Origin of the sequence: Flavobacterium sp. FlaQc-30 (assembly GCF_044005885.1) — a bacterium.
Classification (GTDB): domain Bacteria; phylum Bacteroidota; class Bacteroidia; order Flavobacteriales; family Flavobacteriaceae; genus Flavobacterium.
In genome coordinates, this window is sequence record NZ_JBIPCO010000001.1 from 117,713 (window position 1) to 133,312 (window position 15,600).

The 15,600-nt window shown below is 32.8% G+C and carries 15 protein-coding genes; 7 read left to right on the forward strand and 8 right to left on the reverse strand.

Going from position 1 to position 15,600, the window contains the following annotated elements; genetic code table 11:
- Positions 1 to 41: 41 nt before the first annotated feature.
- Positions 42 to 1,286: a glycosyltransferase gene (locus ACHRV0_RS00505; protein ID WP_395439575.1), complete on the reverse strand. Its 1,245-nt coding sequence runs from the start codon at positions 1,284 to 1,286 to the stop codon at positions 42 to 44.
- 114 nt (positions 1,287 to 1,400) lie between these two features.
- Here ACHRV0_RS00505 and ACHRV0_RS00510 point away from each other — a divergent pair, with 114 nt between their 5' ends.
- The 3 genes from ACHRV0_RS00510 to ACHRV0_RS00520 are packed head-to-tail and all read left to right on the forward strand — an operon-like array spanning position 1,401 to position 5,068.
- On the forward strand, positions 1,401 to 1,982 hold the full coding sequence (locus ACHRV0_RS00510) for a tRNA-(ms[2]io[6]A)-hydroxylase (protein WP_089057510.1): 582 nt from the start codon (positions 1,401 to 1,403) through the stop codon (positions 1,980 to 1,982).
- Positions 1,983 to 2,031: 49 nt separating this feature from the next.
- Positions 2,032 to 4,794: an AsmA-like C-terminal region-containing protein gene (locus tag ACHRV0_RS00515; protein WP_395439577.1), complete on the forward strand. Its 2,763-nt coding sequence runs from the start codon at positions 2,032 to 2,034 to the stop codon at positions 4,792 to 4,794.
- Positions 4,795 to 4,849: 55 nt separating this feature from the next.
- Positions 4,850 to 5,068: a hypothetical protein gene (locus ACHRV0_RS00520; protein WP_395439578.1), complete on the forward strand. Its 219-nt coding sequence runs from the start codon at positions 4,850 to 4,852 to the stop codon at positions 5,066 to 5,068.
- Positions 5,069 to 5,664: 596 nt separating this feature from the next.
- Here ACHRV0_RS00520 and rpmA read toward each other — a convergent pair.
- Both rpmA and rplU read right to left on the reverse strand, forming a co-directional pair.
- Positions 5,665 to 5,925 carry a 50S ribosomal protein L27 gene (rpmA, locus tag ACHRV0_RS00525; protein ID WP_017497241.1) on the reverse strand — a complete coding sequence of 87 codons (261 nt, stop codon included), beginning with the start codon at positions 5,923 to 5,925 and terminating at the stop codon, positions 5,665 to 5,667.
- Positions 5,926 to 5,949: 24 nt separating this feature from the next.
- Positions 5,950 to 6,387 (reverse strand): 50S ribosomal protein L21, encoded by a 438-nt coding sequence (gene rplU / locus ACHRV0_RS00530; protein ID WP_068844917.1) that lies wholly within the window; start codon positions 6,385 to 6,387, stop codon positions 5,950 to 5,952.
- Between the two features lie 272 nt (positions 6,388 to 6,659).
- Here rplU and ACHRV0_RS00535 point away from each other — a divergent pair, with 272 nt between their 5' ends.
- Complete coding sequence (locus ACHRV0_RS00535; protein ID WP_129025302.1) at positions 6,660 to 7,982, forward strand: pitrilysin family protein; 1,323 nt, start codon at positions 6,660 to 6,662, stop codon at positions 7,980 to 7,982.
- A 12-nt stretch (positions 7,983 to 7,994) separates the two neighbouring features.
- Complete coding sequence (locus ACHRV0_RS00540; RefSeq protein WP_395439579.1) at positions 7,995 to 10,043, forward strand: M16 family metallopeptidase; 2,049 nt, start codon at positions 7,995 to 7,997, stop codon at positions 10,041 to 10,043.
- Positions 10,044 to 10,222: 179 nt separating this feature from the next.
- On the opposite strand, the gene ACHRV0_RS00545 is transcribed toward ACHRV0_RS00540, so the two are convergent.
- Positions 10,223 to 11,089: a DMT family transporter gene (locus ACHRV0_RS00545; protein WP_395439580.1), complete on the reverse strand. Its 867-nt coding sequence runs from the start codon at positions 11,087 to 11,089 to the stop codon at positions 10,223 to 10,225.
- Between the two features lie 101 nt (positions 11,090 to 11,190).
- Between ACHRV0_RS00545 and ACHRV0_RS00550 the strand changes: the two genes are divergently transcribed.
- Positions 11,191 to 11,574: a heavy-metal-associated domain-containing protein gene (locus ACHRV0_RS00550; protein ID WP_089052620.1), complete on the forward strand. Its 384-nt coding sequence runs from the start codon at positions 11,191 to 11,193 to the stop codon at positions 11,572 to 11,574.
- A 73-nt stretch (positions 11,575 to 11,647) separates the two neighbouring features.
- Here ACHRV0_RS00550 and gldD read toward each other — a convergent pair whose 3' ends face one another.
- From gldD to mutY, 4 genes are read right to left on the reverse strand one after another with little or no spacing between them, the layout of a single operon-like run.
- Positions 11,648 to 12,208 (reverse strand): gliding motility lipoprotein GldD, encoded by a 561-nt coding sequence (gene gldD, locus ACHRV0_RS00555; RefSeq protein WP_089057503.1) that lies wholly within the window; start codon positions 12,206 to 12,208, stop codon positions 11,648 to 11,650.
- Positions 12,208 to 13,503 (reverse strand): gliding motility-associated protein GldE, encoded by a 1,296-nt coding sequence (locus tag ACHRV0_RS00560; protein WP_395439581.1) that lies wholly within the window; start codon positions 13,501 to 13,503, stop codon positions 12,208 to 12,210. The genes gldD and ACHRV0_RS00560 overlap by 1 nt, the downstream gene beginning before the upstream one ends.
- 23 nt (positions 13,504 to 13,526) lie before the next feature.
- Positions 13,527 to 13,967, reverse strand: coding sequence for a single-stranded DNA-binding protein (locus tag ACHRV0_RS00565; protein WP_089052617.1), 441 nt, complete (start codon positions 13,965 to 13,967; stop codon positions 13,527 to 13,529).
- Positions 13,968 to 14,003: 36 nt separating this feature from the next.
- Complete coding sequence (gene mutY / locus ACHRV0_RS00570; RefSeq protein WP_395439583.1) at positions 14,004 to 15,050, reverse strand: A/G-specific adenine glycosylase; 1,047 nt, start codon at positions 15,048 to 15,050, stop codon at positions 14,004 to 14,006.
- A 139-nt stretch (positions 15,051 to 15,189) separates the two neighbouring features.
- Here mutY and ACHRV0_RS00575 point away from each other — a divergent pair, with 139 nt between their 5' ends.
- Positions 15,190 to 15,480, forward strand: coding sequence for an HU family DNA-binding protein (locus ACHRV0_RS00575; protein WP_007805026.1), 291 nt, complete (start codon positions 15,190 to 15,192; stop codon positions 15,478 to 15,480).
- The last annotated feature ends 120 nt before the right edge of the window (positions 15,481 to 15,600 follow it).

Consider the following 15,600-nt stretch of genomic DNA (forward strand, 5'->3'; position numbering starts at 1 on the left):
ATTACAATTGTAATTGGGATTTTTTTCTTTAAAACTAATGTTTAGTTTTTATTCTTAGCCTCTATCCATTTCGACATGTACATTGTACTTCTGTACGCATGATGCTGCAATAAATTCCCCATAAAATTATGCAGACGATGCTCATCAGAATTCATCAATAAAGAATTTACCTTCATCATTAATTCATCAGCATAATCATCCTTTTGATAACATTTGTTTATTATCTCAATACCATTTTTTTGAGATTGTTTCCAAAGATTTTCTTCTTGATAAAGGGCAATCGCTTTTTTTGCAAATTCCTGCGGCTCATCCACTATAAATCCATTCCAATTTAAAGCTCCGCTCATTGCTTCTGCACCAATAGTTGTAGTTACACTCGGAGTTCCGCATTGCATCGCTTCCAACAACTTTCCTTTTAAACCAGCTCCAAAACGAATTGGCGCCAAAACTACTCTTGATTTTTTTACAACCTCATTAGCATCTACCGCTCTTCCCATAATAAAAAAACCATTCTTAGGCTGATGCAATTGCAATACTTTCTGTGACGGATAAGCTCCATAAACTTCCAAAACTGCTTCTGGAAAATCCTTTTTTATCAAGGGCCAAATTGATTCTTTTAAGTATTGAACCGTATTCCAATTTGGCTCATGCAGAAAATTCCCGATAAAAACAAAATGCTTTCGATCTTCAAAAGATGGTAATTCACGCAGCTTTTTTTCCTTCATTTCATCAACTAAAAACGGCAGATAAAATAACAAACTTGAACTAATTTTAAAAACATCTTTCAAAATATCCATTTCAAACTGAGAGATCATTAAAGAAAAATCACATCTCAAAATACTAGCTATTTCACGTTTTGCAACTTCTTCAGACAACAAATCAGTAAGCTGAAAAATTCTATTTTCTTTAAACGCCTTTTGCCTTGCCGTTCTTAAACAATGTAAATCTTCTGTATCTAGTAATCGAATTGCATTAGGACAATTTTCTGTTACGCGCCAGCCAAACTGCTCTTCAATCATAAAACGATCAAACAAAACTACATCTGGATTTAATTCAATTATAAAATCATCAAAAGTTGAACTATTTAATTCGATACTTTTTTTCTCGACACCAAACTCAGACAAGTCAACCATAAATTCGCTGTCTAAAGCAGGACTGGTAAATGTAATTTGATATCCGTTTGCGATAAAAACAGAAATCAACTGCATCATCCTCCCTCCTGCCGCAGAAGAATTTGGCTCAGGCCAGACAAATCCAATTATCAAAAGTTTTTTTATCTGATTCATCATTTTTTTTTCAACTTACAAAATAATGCTTTTTTGAGCGTATTTGAACGATATTTGCTGACTTTTCGTCATAAAAAACACTAATTTTGCAAGAACTAAAAATGCAAGGAAATTATGTTGGGATTAAAATTAGCTACAGACCCGCGCTGGGTAAATATTGTGGAGTCGAATATTGAAGAAATTTTGACGGATCACGCCTGGTGCGAACAAAAAGCCGCTTCGAATGCAATAAGTATCGTTACTTATAATTCTGAATTAGAAGAACTGGTAACCGAAATGCTTATTATTGCACGCGAAGAGCTGGAACATCTACAGATGGTTCACGACGTAATAAAAAAACGCGGACTTACTTTAGGACGCGAACGCAAAGACCATTATGTAAATGAGCTGTTTAAATTCATGAAAAAAGACGGCAGCAGACGTGATGCACTCTGCGATCGTTTATTATTTTCAGCCATGATTGAAGCCCGAAGCTGTGAACGTTTTAAAGTTCTTTCAGAAAATATTAAAGATGAAGAATTAGCCAAATTTTATCGCGATTTAATGATTTCTGAAGCTGGGCATTATACTACTTTTTTAGGATTTGCAAGAAAATACCAAGACAATATTGACATCGATAAACGATGGAAAGAATGGATTGAATATGAAGGCTCTATTATTACCAATTATGGTAAAAAAGAAACTGTACACGGATAAATTACATCTTTTTTTGACATTATTATTTTACTAAACACCACAAATTACTATGCAAAAAAGTAAATCCAGATCGATCGTATTTAAAATTGCCAAGTATTTAGGGATAACTTTCGCTGTTATTTTAGGATTGTTATTTTTAACACCTATTGTTTTTGAGGATCAAATTAAGGATCAAATCAAAAAGATTGCCAACGAAAGACTAAGCGCCGAACTCAATTATTCTGATGTTTCGGTTTCGTTTTTTCGTCATTTCCCATCTCTTACATTAACCCTAGACAATTTAAGTCTTAACGGTTCAGCTCCATATAAAAACGAAAAATTCATTACCGCCAAAGAAGTTTCTTTTGGAATAAATGTTGCCAGTTTAATTTTTAGTAAATCTGTCAAAATTGATCAGATTTACCTATCAGATTCCTTTATAAATGTAAAAGTAAACCCAAGCGGAGAAGTAAATTACAACATTTACAAATCTCAAGCCGCAGCCACAGAAGACAAAGACAGTACAGAAACTGCCTTGAAATTGGAAAGAATTGAAATCTTAAACAGTAAGATTATTTACGACGATCAATCAACAAAGATTCACTTCGATGCTTTTGGATTCAATTACTTAGGAAAAGGAGATTTAAATAAAGCTGTTTTTGATTTATACTCCAAAGCCAAAATTGAAAAATTAAATATCGTTTATGAAAATGAGCCATATTTAATGAATAAAAAAGTCAATGCTGATTTAATTACAAAAGTCAATATTAACTCCTTATCGTTTTTCTTTCAACAAAATAACTTAAAAATAAACCAACTTTTAATTGATTTTAAAGGGAAATTTGATTTCTTAAAAGACGGCTACAATATGGATTTTGTAATAAAATCCGATAACAGCGATTTACACGATGTTTTCACTGCTTTTCCTCCTAAATACATTACTTGGCTGTCAAAAACCGAAATAAAAGGAAACACTAACCTGCTCCTAACTTTAAAAGGGGATTATATTGCATCACAAAATATAGCTCCTGATTTAAATCTTGACCTAAAAATAGACAGCGGATTTGTAAATTACAACAAAAGTCCTTTTCCTGTTTCTAATTTAAACTTAGATGTAAAAACAAAAGTTCCATCTTTAAATCCAGATCTTTTAACTGTTGATGCAAAAAACTTATCGCTAAACATGAACAAAGATTATTTGAAATCTAAGTTTTATGTAGAAGGCATAAAAACTCCCGAAATCAATGCTGATTTTAAGTCTAAAATTGATCTTGAAAAGCTGACAAAAGCACTTGGAATTCCAAAAATAGAATTAAAGGGAGCTTTAACGAGTGATGTAAAAGCAAATGGTAAATTTGATTTAAAAAACAAAATTCTGCCTGTTACCAACGGAACTATTGATTTGGAAAACGGATATTTAAAAACACCTTATTATCCAAATCCAATTACCAATATTACGATAAAATCTAAAATCGACAATCCGAAAGGAACTTTTGGAGACTTAAAAATTAAACTAAAACCAGCTCAATTTACCTTTGAAGGAAAACCTGTTTTTGTTGAAGCGGACTTAAGCAATTTTGACGATTTAGCCTATGATATTAAAGCAAACGGCGAACTTGATGTGAACAAAATATATAAAGTTTTCTCGCAAGAAGGTCTTGATCTTGACGGTTTCGTAAAAGCTGATGTTGTCTTAAAAGGAAAACAAAGCGATGCAGAAAAAGGAAATTACAGCAAATTGTACAACAAGGGAACACTGGAACTTAGAAACATTGGAATTACATCAGAATACCTGCCTAAAAAATTCATTATTAAAGAAGGAATTTTCAAAATCAATCAGGACAAAATGTCTTTCAATAACTTTTTGGCAGCTTATGGCCAATCTGATTTTAAAATGAATGGATATTTGCAAAATGTTTTTAACTATGCGACGACCAAAACGGGGGTTTTAAAAGGCAAATTTAAAGCCACTTCGCGATACATTAATGTTGATGAATTCATGTCGAATACAAGCGCAGAAACTTCTGTAACACAAAATTCATCTCCAAAAACAGAAACAAAACAAGCAGAAAACACACAAACTGGAGTTATCATAATTCCAACAAATTTGAATTTGCAATTTAACGCCGTTGCTCAGAAAGTAAGTTTTGACAAACTTAAACTTCAAAATGCAGTTGGTAATTTAAGCATGAACAAAGGAAAATTATCAATGCAGAATACCGGCTTTAATCTAATTGGCTGTAATGTTTCTATGAATGCAAATTATCAAGCTGTGACGCCTCAAAAAGCCAATTTTGATTACGCTATAAAAGCAGCTGATTTTGACATTAAAAGAGCTTATAATGAAATTGAGGTTTTTAGAAAAATGGCAAGTGCTGCTGAAAAAGCTCAAGGTATCGTATCTTTAGATTATCAACTAAAAGGGCGTTTAAATGGCAAAATGGAACCTGTTTACCCATCACTTTCTGGAGGCGGAATTCTTTCTGTTAAAGACGTAAAAGTAAGAGGCCTAAAAATGTTCACCGCTGTAAGCAAGGAAACAAGTACAGAAGCCATTAAAAATCCTGATCTTTCTAAAGTCGATATTAAGACCACGATTAAAAATAATATCATGACCGTTGAACGCTTTAAATTTAAATTTGCCGGCTTCAGACCAAGAATTGAAGGCACAACAAGTTTAGACGGAAAACTGAATTTAAAAATGCGTCTAGGCTTGCCTCCGCTTGGAATATTCGGGATTCCACTTACAGTTACAGGAACTCAAGATAATCCAAAAATAAAAGTTGGAAGAAAATCTCAAGATTTAGAAGAAACTAAAGATACGGAAGAATAAATATTTAAGCTTACTGTATTCATTTTGCACTCCTAATATCATTCAGAAATAAAAAATGAGCAAGAAAAAGCTATCCATACTTTTAATAGTCTTTGCTAATATTGGATTCGCATGGGCAGTTTTCAATATGTTTTATTACAAACAAGCTTCTTTTGATACTTCTAAAAAAGCTAATATCAACTCCTATAACATAACCAAAATTCACAATGGAGACGGCAGCTGGATATGGAACAAAAAGGAATATGATTTCTATAAAGACATTCCTTTTTATTAAGCAAAAATGAAATCTCTGAATTTTGTAGAATTATTAATTCCGCAAACGCACAGTACATTGAAAATATTCGACCAAAGAAATGGCTCGATATTAATGTTGAAGAAAAAAACAGCAATACTAGATTAATTACTTTAAAACAAAGTGATGAAGATGAAATCTATTTCGAATTTGAAAACAATACTTTTAATGGAAAAGAATTAGAAAAATTCATCTACAAACACACTAAAGCAAACAAAAAAGGAACAAATTAATAGCTTTAATAATCGTTCTCCTTTTACATACCTTAAACCTTTGTCAAAGTTTTAAACTTTGACAAAGGTTTTTTTTATTTATCTGAAATCCGATCCAAATCTTGTCATTTCGACCGAAGGGAGAAATCTCACCAGAAACTCCGCAATCAAAACCTCAAATCTTTGTCGATCCACTAGTGTGATTTCTCCCTTCGGTCGAAATGACAAAAAAAATGAACCCAATAAAACAAAGCCACAAAACAAAGTAAACGTAAATCCTCTTACATAACTTATATAGTAAAACTTATACAAAACAAAAAACCCGATCTTTTCAGAACGGGTTTTTTATAAATAGTAATCTAATGATTATGCTTCGAATGGAAGGATAGATACATAAGATTTATTATCTTTTTTCTTTTGGAACTTAACAACTCCAGCTACTCTTGCGTGTAGTGTGTGATCTTTACTAATGTAAACATTTTCACCTGGATTGTGTTTTGAACCTCTTTGTCTAACGATGATGTTCCCAGCAATAGCAGCTTGACCACCAAAAATCTTAACGCCTAAACGTTTTGATTCTGATTCTCTACCATTCTTCGAACTACCGACACCTTTCTTGTGAGCCATGACGTATGAGTTTAAATATTGTTATTATTCTTTAGTAGCTTCTTTTTTTGCTTTTGGAGCTGCTTTTTTAGCTTTAGGAGCTTCTACTTCTTCAGTAGCTGCATCTTCTGCTACAACTGCTTTTTTAGCTGCTGCTTTTTTAGTTCCTCCTGCTGCAGTAATACCTTCAATTACAATTTGTGTAAGATATTGTCTGTGACCATTTCTCTTTTTGTATCCTTTTCTTCTTTTCTTTTTGAAAACGATAACTTTATCACCTTTTAAGTGTTGTAACACTTTAGCTTCTACTGAAGCACCTTCTATAGCTGGGGCGCCTAAAGTTACATTTCCGTTATCATCTAATAAAAGAACTTTGTCAAAAGAAACTTTTGAACCTTCTTCGTTAGCTAAACGGTGAACATAAACCTTTAAGTCTTTGCTTACTTTAAATTGTTGCCCTGCTATCTCTACGATTGCATACATACCAAATTGATTTATTGATTTTTAAGGTTGCAAATATACAACTATTAATTTACTGTGCAATTCCTAATTCTAAAAATATTTAAATTACCCTAAAGTCTCTTTTTCAAGCACTTCAACTGCTGTTCAAAATCTTAAACAGATGTAAAATACTGTTAAATTAATCATGTCTCGCTTAAAATTTAAAAAAAGTACGCAAAAAAAACTATTTTTGATGTAACTATAATTAATTCAGGACTACCTATTATATAGGTAAATAAAAATTATTAATCCCTATGAAAAATTCAATAATGATGTTAAGTGCTGCACTAATGCTTGGCGGAGTTGCTCATGCTCAAAAAGTAGTTTTTGAAGAATACAATTTAGACAATGGCATGCATGTAATTTTGCACAATGATCCTTCTGCTCCTGTTGTCATCACTTCTGTAATGTACCATGTTGGTTCAAAAGACGAGCGCCCAGATCGTACTGGTTTTGCACATTTCTTTGAACATTTATTATTTGAAGGAACTCAAAATATCAAACGCGGTGAATGGATGAAAATCGTTACTGCAAATGGCGGTGTTAACAATGCCAACACTTCGGACGATAGAACCTATTATTACGAAGTATTTCCGTCAAACAGTTTAGAATTGGGTTTATGGATGGAGTCAGAACGTTTAATGCATCCAATTATCAATAAAATTGGCGTTGAAACGCAGAATGAAGTTGTTAAGGAAGAAAAAAGAATGCGTTATGACAACCAGCCGTATGGGAACATCTTACCTGAGGTTAAAAAAAACATGTTCAAAAACCACCCTTACCGCTGGACTACAATTGGCTCTATGAAAGATCTAGATGCTGCAACTCTTGAAGAATTCCAAGCTTTTAATAAAAAATTCTATACTCCTAATAACGCTGTTTTAGTAGTAGCTGGAGATTTTGATAAAGCCAAAACTAAAGAATGGATTCAAAAATATTTCGCTCCAATTCCAAGAGGTGAAGAGGTAAAAAAACAAACTTTTGTCGAAGAACCAATTACCAAAACGATAAAAGCGACTTACGAAGATCCAAACATTCAAATTCCTATGATTGTTGCTTCATACAGAACGCCGTCTATGAAAACGAGAGACGCTAGGGTTTTAGATTTAATTTCTTCATATCTAAGCGACGGAAAAAGTTCTAAGCTTTACAAAAAAATAGTTGACGACAAAAAAATGGCACTTCAAATTGGAGCCGTTGGTTTTAGTCAGGAAGATTATGGAACATATATTTTATATGGTCTACCAATGGCACCGCATACAACTGCTGATGTTTTAAAAGAAATGGACGAAGAGATTGTAAAAATTCAAACTGATCTGATTTCTGAGAAAGATTACGAAAAACTACAAAACAAATTCGACAACAATTTTGTAAACGCAAATGCAACTGTTGAAGGAATTGCTGAAAATCTAGCTTCATATTACTTACTTTATGGCGATGTAAACCTGATTAATACTGAAATTGATCTTTACCACTCTATCACAAGAGAAGAAATTAGAGAAGTTGCCAAAAAGTATTTAAACCCAAATCAGCGTTTAATTTTAGATTACATCCCTTCAACTAAAGTTCAAAATTAAGAGCCTCGAATCATGAAAAAAATACATACAGTTTTAATCCTTTTATTCCTAACTGGAATTATGCAAGCACAAGATCGTCCACAACCAAAACCAGGAAATCCGCCTGTAGTCAACATCAAAAAACCGCAAACTTTTGTTTTGGCAAACGGAATGAAAGTTTTGATAGTTGAAAATCATAAATTACCTAGAGTAAGCTTCAATCTTACGCTGGACAACGCACCTTTTGCCGAAGGAAATAAAAAAGGCGTTGACGAACTAACCAGCAGTTTGATTGGTAACGGAACCAAAAAAACTACAAAAGAAAGTTTTAATGAAGAAATAGATTTTTATGGCGCCAACATTAATTTCTCTTCATCAGGAGCTTATGCCAGTTCACTTTCTAAATATTCAGGACGAGTTCTTGAACTTTTAGCAGAAGGAGCTTTACAACCTAATTTTACTCAAGCTGAATTTGATAAGGAAAAAGCAAAACTACTAGAAGGTCTTAAAGCTGACGAGAAAAGTGTTCCTGCAATTGCTAATCGTGTAGTTGACGTTTTGGCTTTTGGAAAAAACCATCCTTCTGGAGAATATTTATCTGAACAAACAGTGAAAAACGTAACACTTGCTGATGTTCAAACGAATTACAACACCTATTTTGTTCCAGAGAATGCTTATTTGGTAATTATTGGAGATATTAAATTTAAAGAAACAAAAGCCGCAGTCGAAAAACTTTTTAACGGTTGGAAAAAACAAGCTGCTCCAAAAAACACTTATCCAAACCCAGAGAATGTTTCTAAACTTCAAATTGATTTTGTAGATGTTCCAAATGCCGTTCAATCTGAAATTTCATTGGTAAATACTGTAAATTTAAAAATGAGCGATCCTGATTTTTTCCCTGCCGCAATTGCAAATCAAATTCTGGGAGGTGATTTCAACAGTTATTTAAATATGAATTTACGTGAGAAGCACGCTTGGACTTACGGCGCGAGCTCAAGTATTGGAAGCGGAAAATATGTAACTAAATTCAAAGCTTCATCTGCTGTTAGAAACACCGTTACAGACAGCGCAGTTGTTCAATTTATAAAAGAAATAAAAAGAATCAGAACCGAAAAAGTTTCTGAAGATGTTCTTAAAAATGTAAAAGCCGGATACATTGGCCGTTTTGTAATGCAGGTTGAAAAACCGCAAGCCGTAGCGCGATATGCTCTAAACATCGAAACAGAAAAGCTTCCTGCTGATTTCTACGAAAAATACATCCAAACGATTAATAATGTCACTGCTGATGATATTTACCGTGTAGCAAATAAATATTTCCTAGTGGATAATATGAGAATTGTAATTGCTGGAAAAGGTTCTGATGTAATTGCAGGCTTAGAAAAACTTCAAATTCCGATTTATTATTTTGACAAATACGGAAATCCAGTTGAGAAACCAGCAACAAAAAAAGAGGTTCCAACTGGAATCACTGCTAAAACTGTTTTCGAAAATTACATTAAAGCAATTGGCGGAGAAAAAGCAGTAACAGCTGTTAAAACACTTTATATGAACGGAACCACAACAGTTCCGCAGGCTCCATCTCCACTTACTTTTACTTCAAAATTAGATTCAAAAGGAAAAATGATGGTGTCTCTTGCAATGGGACCAATGAATTTAATGAAACAAGTTGTAAACGACAAAGGCGCTTATATCGAACAACAAGGAAAACGTAAAAATCTTGAAGGAAACGATCTTGCTGAAATGAAAGCCAATGCAGCTCCTTTTGAAGAATTACAGCTGATTAAAAGAACAGATTTAAAAGTTGAAGGCATTGAGCCAATTAACGGAAGCGATGCTTACGCAATCAAAGATGGTAAAACGACTTACTTCTATGATGTGAAATCAGGATTAAAAACAGCAGAAGCCAAAACTCGTGAACAAGACGGAAAATCGAATACACAAATAACAAACTTTAACGACTACAAAGAGGTAAAAGGTGTAAAAGTTCCTTTTAACTTAATACAAAATGTAGGCTTTGAGTTAGACATAAAAATGTCTGATATCAAGATCAATGAAGGTGTTTCTGATGCAGATTTTCTTTAGAAAGGTTCTGAGCTACTAAGTCGCTAAGGCTCTAAGATTTTTTCAAAGGTTCGTCAAAGTTTAAAACTTTGACGAACCTTTTCTTTTACTTTTTTGTCAGGCTGAGAGGAGTCGAAGCCCCGTTCCTATAAGCATGCCCTTCGACTTCGCTCAGGGTGACATCCGTTAAGAGTAAGCTCTTATTTCTTAGCAGACAAATAAACCCCAATCAAAATAATAAATGCTCCAAAAAACTGAACCGGAGTCAACATTTCGTTATCTAATAATCCCCAGAAAAAAGCAACTATGGGAATTAGATACGTCACTGATGTCGCAAAGACAGGTGATGACATTTGAATTAATTTAAAAAATAAAACATTTGCAACTCCTGTTCCTAAAACTCCTAAAATCATCACAAACAATATTGAATGCTGCGTAATGTCAATATTTATCTTTTCAGAAATATCTGTGGTACTTAAGATAATTAATGCAGGTAAAAGCAAGACCGTAAAATTTCCCGTTGTGATACTCACCGAATTTAAATCTGACAGATACTTTTTTATTAAATTGACATTTACTGCATAACAAATAGTTGCTATTACTACTAAAATTACATAATAGTAATTTTGCCCAGGATGCGACGAAGCACCGCTTAAAACCAACAACAAACACCCAATTAATCCAACAAAAACACCTAAAACCTGACGTTTCTGAAATTGAATTCCGAAAATAACTATTCCTAAAACTAATGTATTTAAAGGCGTTAGAGAATTTAAAATCGCCACTATAGAACTATCAACTTCGGTTTCGGCAATTGCAAAAAGATATGCTGGAGTAAAAGTTCCAAAAAACGCAGTTATGGCAACAAATTTCCACTGGTGGCGTGAAATTTTTTTCAAACTCTTAAACCCGATAATCAATAAAAACAAAGCTGCAAAAATTATTCGAAATGAACCTACCTGAACTGCGGTTAAGCCAACCAAACCTCTTTTAATCAAGATAAAAGAACTTCCCCAGATTAACGAAAGTACCAGCAAATAACCCCATTTCAACTGTTTTGCATCCATAAATAGTATTTTACTGCAAATTTGTAATTATTTTACGAACTAACCTCTTGGTTTTTATTAATTTTGCAACAAACGTATTAAACATTTTAAAATCATATATAATGAAATTTACAAAAACTATAGCTGTTATAGCAATTGCAAGTTTAGCATTTGTAAGCTGCAAAAAAGAAGAAGATAAAAGCTTAAGCTTAATTAAAGCTCAAGCCGAAAAAGAGGCTCCAAAAGAGCACAAAGCAATAGCGGCTGAGAATGTACAAACTGCAAGTTTTGAAATCGAAGGAATGACTTGCGCTATGGGATGTGCAAAAACAATCGAGAAAGAATTATCTAATTTAGAAGGAGTAGAAAAAGCTGCTGTTGATTTTGACAAAAAAACGGCAACTGTTACTTTTGACAAAACTGTTCAAAATCAAGAAAACTTAACAAAAGTTGTTCAAGAAACTGGTGACGGAAAAACATACAAAGTTTTAAATTTCAAATCTTAAATTTAAAACTTCGCAAATAAAAAACGGCGTCTGTGTTATAACAGACGCCGTTTTTTATTATTACTTCATTCTTTTACTTCCACTTTAAAGTTTCCATCAATCGCTGCATATCATTTTTGATATAGCTGGCAGCCGGCATAATCGAATCGAAATTAGGTTTTGCATAAAAATAAACAGAACCTATTACAAAATGCTTTGTACTATCTGTTACATAAAATTGTGAGTTTGTAGCAGCATTTCCGTCAACCTGATAAAACATTCCGTATACTTTTTTCTCCGGATTTAAATAAGGCTGTTCTAGAATATCATCAGCTTTTATAACATGCTCGTAAGTAAGTTTCTGAGCATCTCTCAAAAGCTTATCAATATTGCCATTTACTGGCTTGTAAGTCAAATAAATTGTCGCTTTCATCTTTGGATACGTAATTGCAAATCCGCAGTCTTTTTCGCCTTTAATTACAGCGTCTTCATTCATTTGAAAAGCAAAAGGACAATTATTTTCAAAATTGACATATTTTGCTTCTGGATAATCTAATCTAAGGAAACTTGCAGGTTTAGGCAAAACATCGTCTTTACAGCTTACAACTGTTAGTGTCAGCAAAATTGCAGTTACCAAAATTATTTTTTTAAACATTATTCTATTGTTACTTTTATTTGTTTTACACGTTTTTTATCAACTGTTTCAATTGTAAATACACAGTTTTCAAAAATCACTTTTTGATCTTTCTTCGGGAAATTTCCTAAAATTTCTAAAATAAATCCCGCTAATGTTTCCGCCTCACCTTTACGAGTTTCAAAAACATCTTCATCAACATCAACAATTCGATAGAAATCCTTTAAATTTATTTTTCCTTCAAAAAGAAAATTCTTTTCATCTATTTGAGAATAATTCAGATTTTCATCATCAAATTCATCACTAATATCACCTACAATTTCTTCAATAATATCTTCTAAAGAAACCAATCCAGAAGTTCCGCCGTATTCATCAACAACAATAGCTAAATGACTTTTTAAGCTCTGAAAATCTTTTAATAAATTATCTAGTTTCTTATTCTCAGGAACAAAAAATGCTTCTCTTATCAAGGAAGTCCAATCAAAATCGTCTTTATCAATATGCGGCAGCAAGTCTTTAACAAACAAAACGCCTTCTATTTGATCTATATTGTCTCGATACACTGGTATCCTAGAAAATCCTTTCTCGATAATCTTTGGACAGATTGCTTCAAATGATTCTGAGATTTCCAAAGCAAAAATATCAATCCTCGGACTCATAACCTGCTTTGTATCTGTATTTCCAAAAGAAACAATTCCTTCTAAAATTTTCTGTTCTTCTGTTGAAGTTCCTTCCGAATCGGTTAATTCTAAAGCTTGAGAAAGCTGATTAATCGAAAAATTATTCTTTTGCTTACCTAATTTATTATGCAGATACAAAGTAAGACTGCGCATAGGAAGACTTATTGGCGTAAGGAGTTTGTCTAAAACTGAAATGGGATAAACAAAACGATTAACAAACTTTATATTGTTTCTGCTTGCATACACTTTCGGCAAAACCTCTGCAAACAACAAGATTAAAAAAGTAACTAAAATTACCTCTAAAATAAACTTAAGAACCGGAGAACTAACTCCATTAAATAAATTTCGACCAACGAAAGAAAACAATATAACAACTCCAATATTCAAAAAGTTATTGGCTACTAGCAATGTTGCTAATAGTTTTTTGGGCTTATCTAAAAGATCTGAAATAATTTTTCCCTTTGAGAAATTTTCCTGCAGTGTTTGATCGATATCTTTCTGAGACAAAGAGAAGAGTGCAACTTCGGCTCCTGAAACAATTGCCGATAAAAAAAGTAAAATAAATATTCCGACAAAACCAATAATTAAATTGATGTCTAAAGTTGAATTAAAAAGTAAACTGGGCTCCGGGTCCAAATTAAAATAGATTAGTTAAACAATCAGAAGGGCAGATCATTTATAGGTAAGCCTTCGTTTGAAGCATCAAAGTTAGTGTTTTTTGCGGATTCTGAATCTTGATTTGGTTTATGATTTGCAGTTTCTTTTTTTGTGGTAAGAAAAGTAAACTCAGTAACTTGAATTTCGGTTGTATATTTTGTAGTCCCATCTTCAGCTTGCCACTGTCTGGATTTTATACGTCCTTCAACATATATCTTATCTCCTTTTGAAAGATATTTTTCGCAAATTTCAGCTGCCTTATTACGTACAACTAGATTATGCCATTCTGTTGAAGTTATTTTTTCATTGGTTGTTTTATTAATATAAACTTCGTTTGTCGCAAGTTGAAAACGTCCAATACAGTTTCCTCCATCAAAATAATGCATTTTTACATCATCGCCTAAGTGCCCAATAAGCATGACTTTGTTTAATGTTCCATTCATAATAATAGCGGTATTTCTACCAAAGATACATTTTATTTAGCAAATTAATTCCTGCTTTTCTAGAAAATTATAAATCACAATAGGAAAAGGAAAAGTTTTTAAATCGATCCTATTAACACCCTTTTCTATTACTTCCTCAATCTTTATTTTCCAAAATTGAATATGTAAATGCTGATGCGAAAGCTTGTGTACCAAAGCCGCATTAGCATATTCTTCTATACCTATAATAGTATATGAACAAAAAAGATCATTCTTTACCGCTTTTGAAACAAAATCAAACCCTTCAATTTCTTTTGTTTCAAGAAGAGGAAATTCATACAAATTATGCCAGATTCCTTTTGCTGTTCTTTTTTGTATCAGCGTATTTCCTAAAGCATCTTCTAAAATTAAATAATTAAAGAAACGATTGCTTACTTTTACTTTTTTTGATTTCACGGGCAAATCCATAACCTTCTTTTTCTGAAGCGCTGCACAACTATCATTAAAATCACAAATCGCACAATTAGGACTTTTAGGCACACATTGCAAAGCGCCAAACTCCATTATCGCCTGATTAAAAATTGCAGGGTTATCTTTTGGCATTAATTCGTAAGCAAGTTCCGTAAACTCTTTTTTAGTTGAAGGAATCGCAACATCAGATTCAATGTCAAAATAACGAGAAAGCACTCTAAAAACATTTCCATCAACAACTGGAACTGCTTCATTATAAGAAAAAGAAGCTATAGCAGCTGCAGTATACTCACCAACGCCTTTTAAACTTAAAAGCTCTTTGTAAGCATCAGGAAAACTTCCACCTAAATCAAATGCCACATATTTTGCCGTTTTATGCAAATTTCGAGCACGTGAATAATAACCAAGTCCCTGCCAAAGTTTCAAAACCTGCTCTTCAGAGGCATTTGCAAGATCAAAAACAGTAGGAAATTCCTTGGTAAAAGCGAAAAAGTAAGGCATTCCTTGCGCAACTCTTGTTTGTTGCAGCATAATTTCTGAGAGCCAAATTTGGTACGGATCGGTCGTATTTCGCCATGGAAGATCACGCTTGTTTTGTAAATACCATTTTATCAGTGTGTTATGAAAATCCATATTGAAATCCTTAAAAAGCAAAAGTAAATGTTTATGTAATTAAAATTTAACGAATTAGCTTGATTAATTATTTTTTTAATTCTTATATTTGCAACCTCAAAAAAATAGTACACCATTATAAAATAAAATAGGAAAGAAAATGACGAAAGCAGATATCGTAGCGAAAATTTCAGAAAAACTAGGTCTTGAAAAAGGAGATGTTCAAGCAACAGTAGAAACGTTCATGGAAGAAGTTAAGACTTCATTAGAAACTGGAGACAATGTTTACCTAAGAGGTTTTGGTAGTTTTATTGTAAAAACCAGAGCTGAAAAGACTGGTAGAAATATCTCTAAAAACACTACAATTAAAATTCCTGCACACAACATCCCTGCGTTTAAACCTGCAAAAGTTTTTGTAGAAGGAGTAAAAACGAACAACGAAGCAAAATAATATTAATTAACATAAAATCTGACACGATATGCCAAGTGGTAAAAAAAGAAAGAGACATAAGGTAGCTACTCACAAACGTAAAAAAAGAGCGAGAGCTAACCGTCACAAAAAGAAAAAGTA

Coding starts and splice junctions, on each gene's coding strand:
- rplU (WP_068844917.1), bottom strand. CDS start 6,387: ATGTATGCAATCGTAGAGATAGCAGGGCAACAATTTAAAGTAAGCAAA.
- rpmA (WP_017497241.1), bottom strand. CDS start 5,925: ATGGCTCACAAGAAAGGTGTCGGTAGTTCGAAGAATGGTAGAGAATCA.
- gldD (WP_089057503.1), bottom strand. CDS start 12,208: ATGTTTAAAAAAATAATTTTGGTAACTGCAATTTTGCTGACACTAACA.
- ACHRV0_RS00550 (WP_089052620.1), top strand. CDS start 11,191: ATGAAATTTACAAAAACTATAGCTGTTATAGCAATTGCAAGTTTAGCA.
- ACHRV0_RS00535 (WP_129025302.1), top strand. CDS start 6,660: ATGAAAAATTCAATAATGATGTTAAGTGCTGCACTAATGCTTGGCGGA.
- ACHRV0_RS00545 (WP_395439580.1), bottom strand. CDS start 11,089: ATGGATGCAAAACAGTTGAAATGGGGTTATTTGCTGGTACTTTCGTTA.
- ACHRV0_RS00520 (WP_395439578.1), top strand. CDS start 4,850: ATGAGCAAGAAAAAGCTATCCATACTTTTAATAGTCTTTGCTAATATT.
- ACHRV0_RS00515 (WP_395439577.1), top strand. CDS start 2,032: ATGCAAAAAAGTAAATCCAGATCGATCGTATTTAAAATTGCCAAGTAT.
- ACHRV0_RS00540 (WP_395439579.1), top strand. CDS start 7,995: ATGAAAAAAATACATACAGTTTTAATCCTTTTATTCCTAACTGGAATT.
- ACHRV0_RS00510 (WP_089057510.1), top strand. CDS start 1,401: ATGTTGGGATTAAAATTAGCTACAGACCCGCGCTGGGTAAATATTGTG.
- ACHRV0_RS00575 (WP_007805026.1), top strand. CDS start 15,190: ATGACGAAAGCAGATATCGTAGCGAAAATTTCAGAAAAACTAGGTCTT.
- mutY (WP_395439583.1), bottom strand. CDS start 15,050: ATGGATTTTCATAACACACTGATAAAATGGTATTTACAAAACAAGCGT.
- ACHRV0_RS00505 (WP_395439575.1), bottom strand. CDS start 1,286: ATGAATCAGATAAAAAAACTTTTGATAATTGGATTTGTCTGGCCTGAG.
- ACHRV0_RS00565 (WP_089052617.1), bottom strand. CDS start 13,967: ATGAATGGAACATTAAACAAAGTCATGCTTATTGGGCACTTAGGCGAT.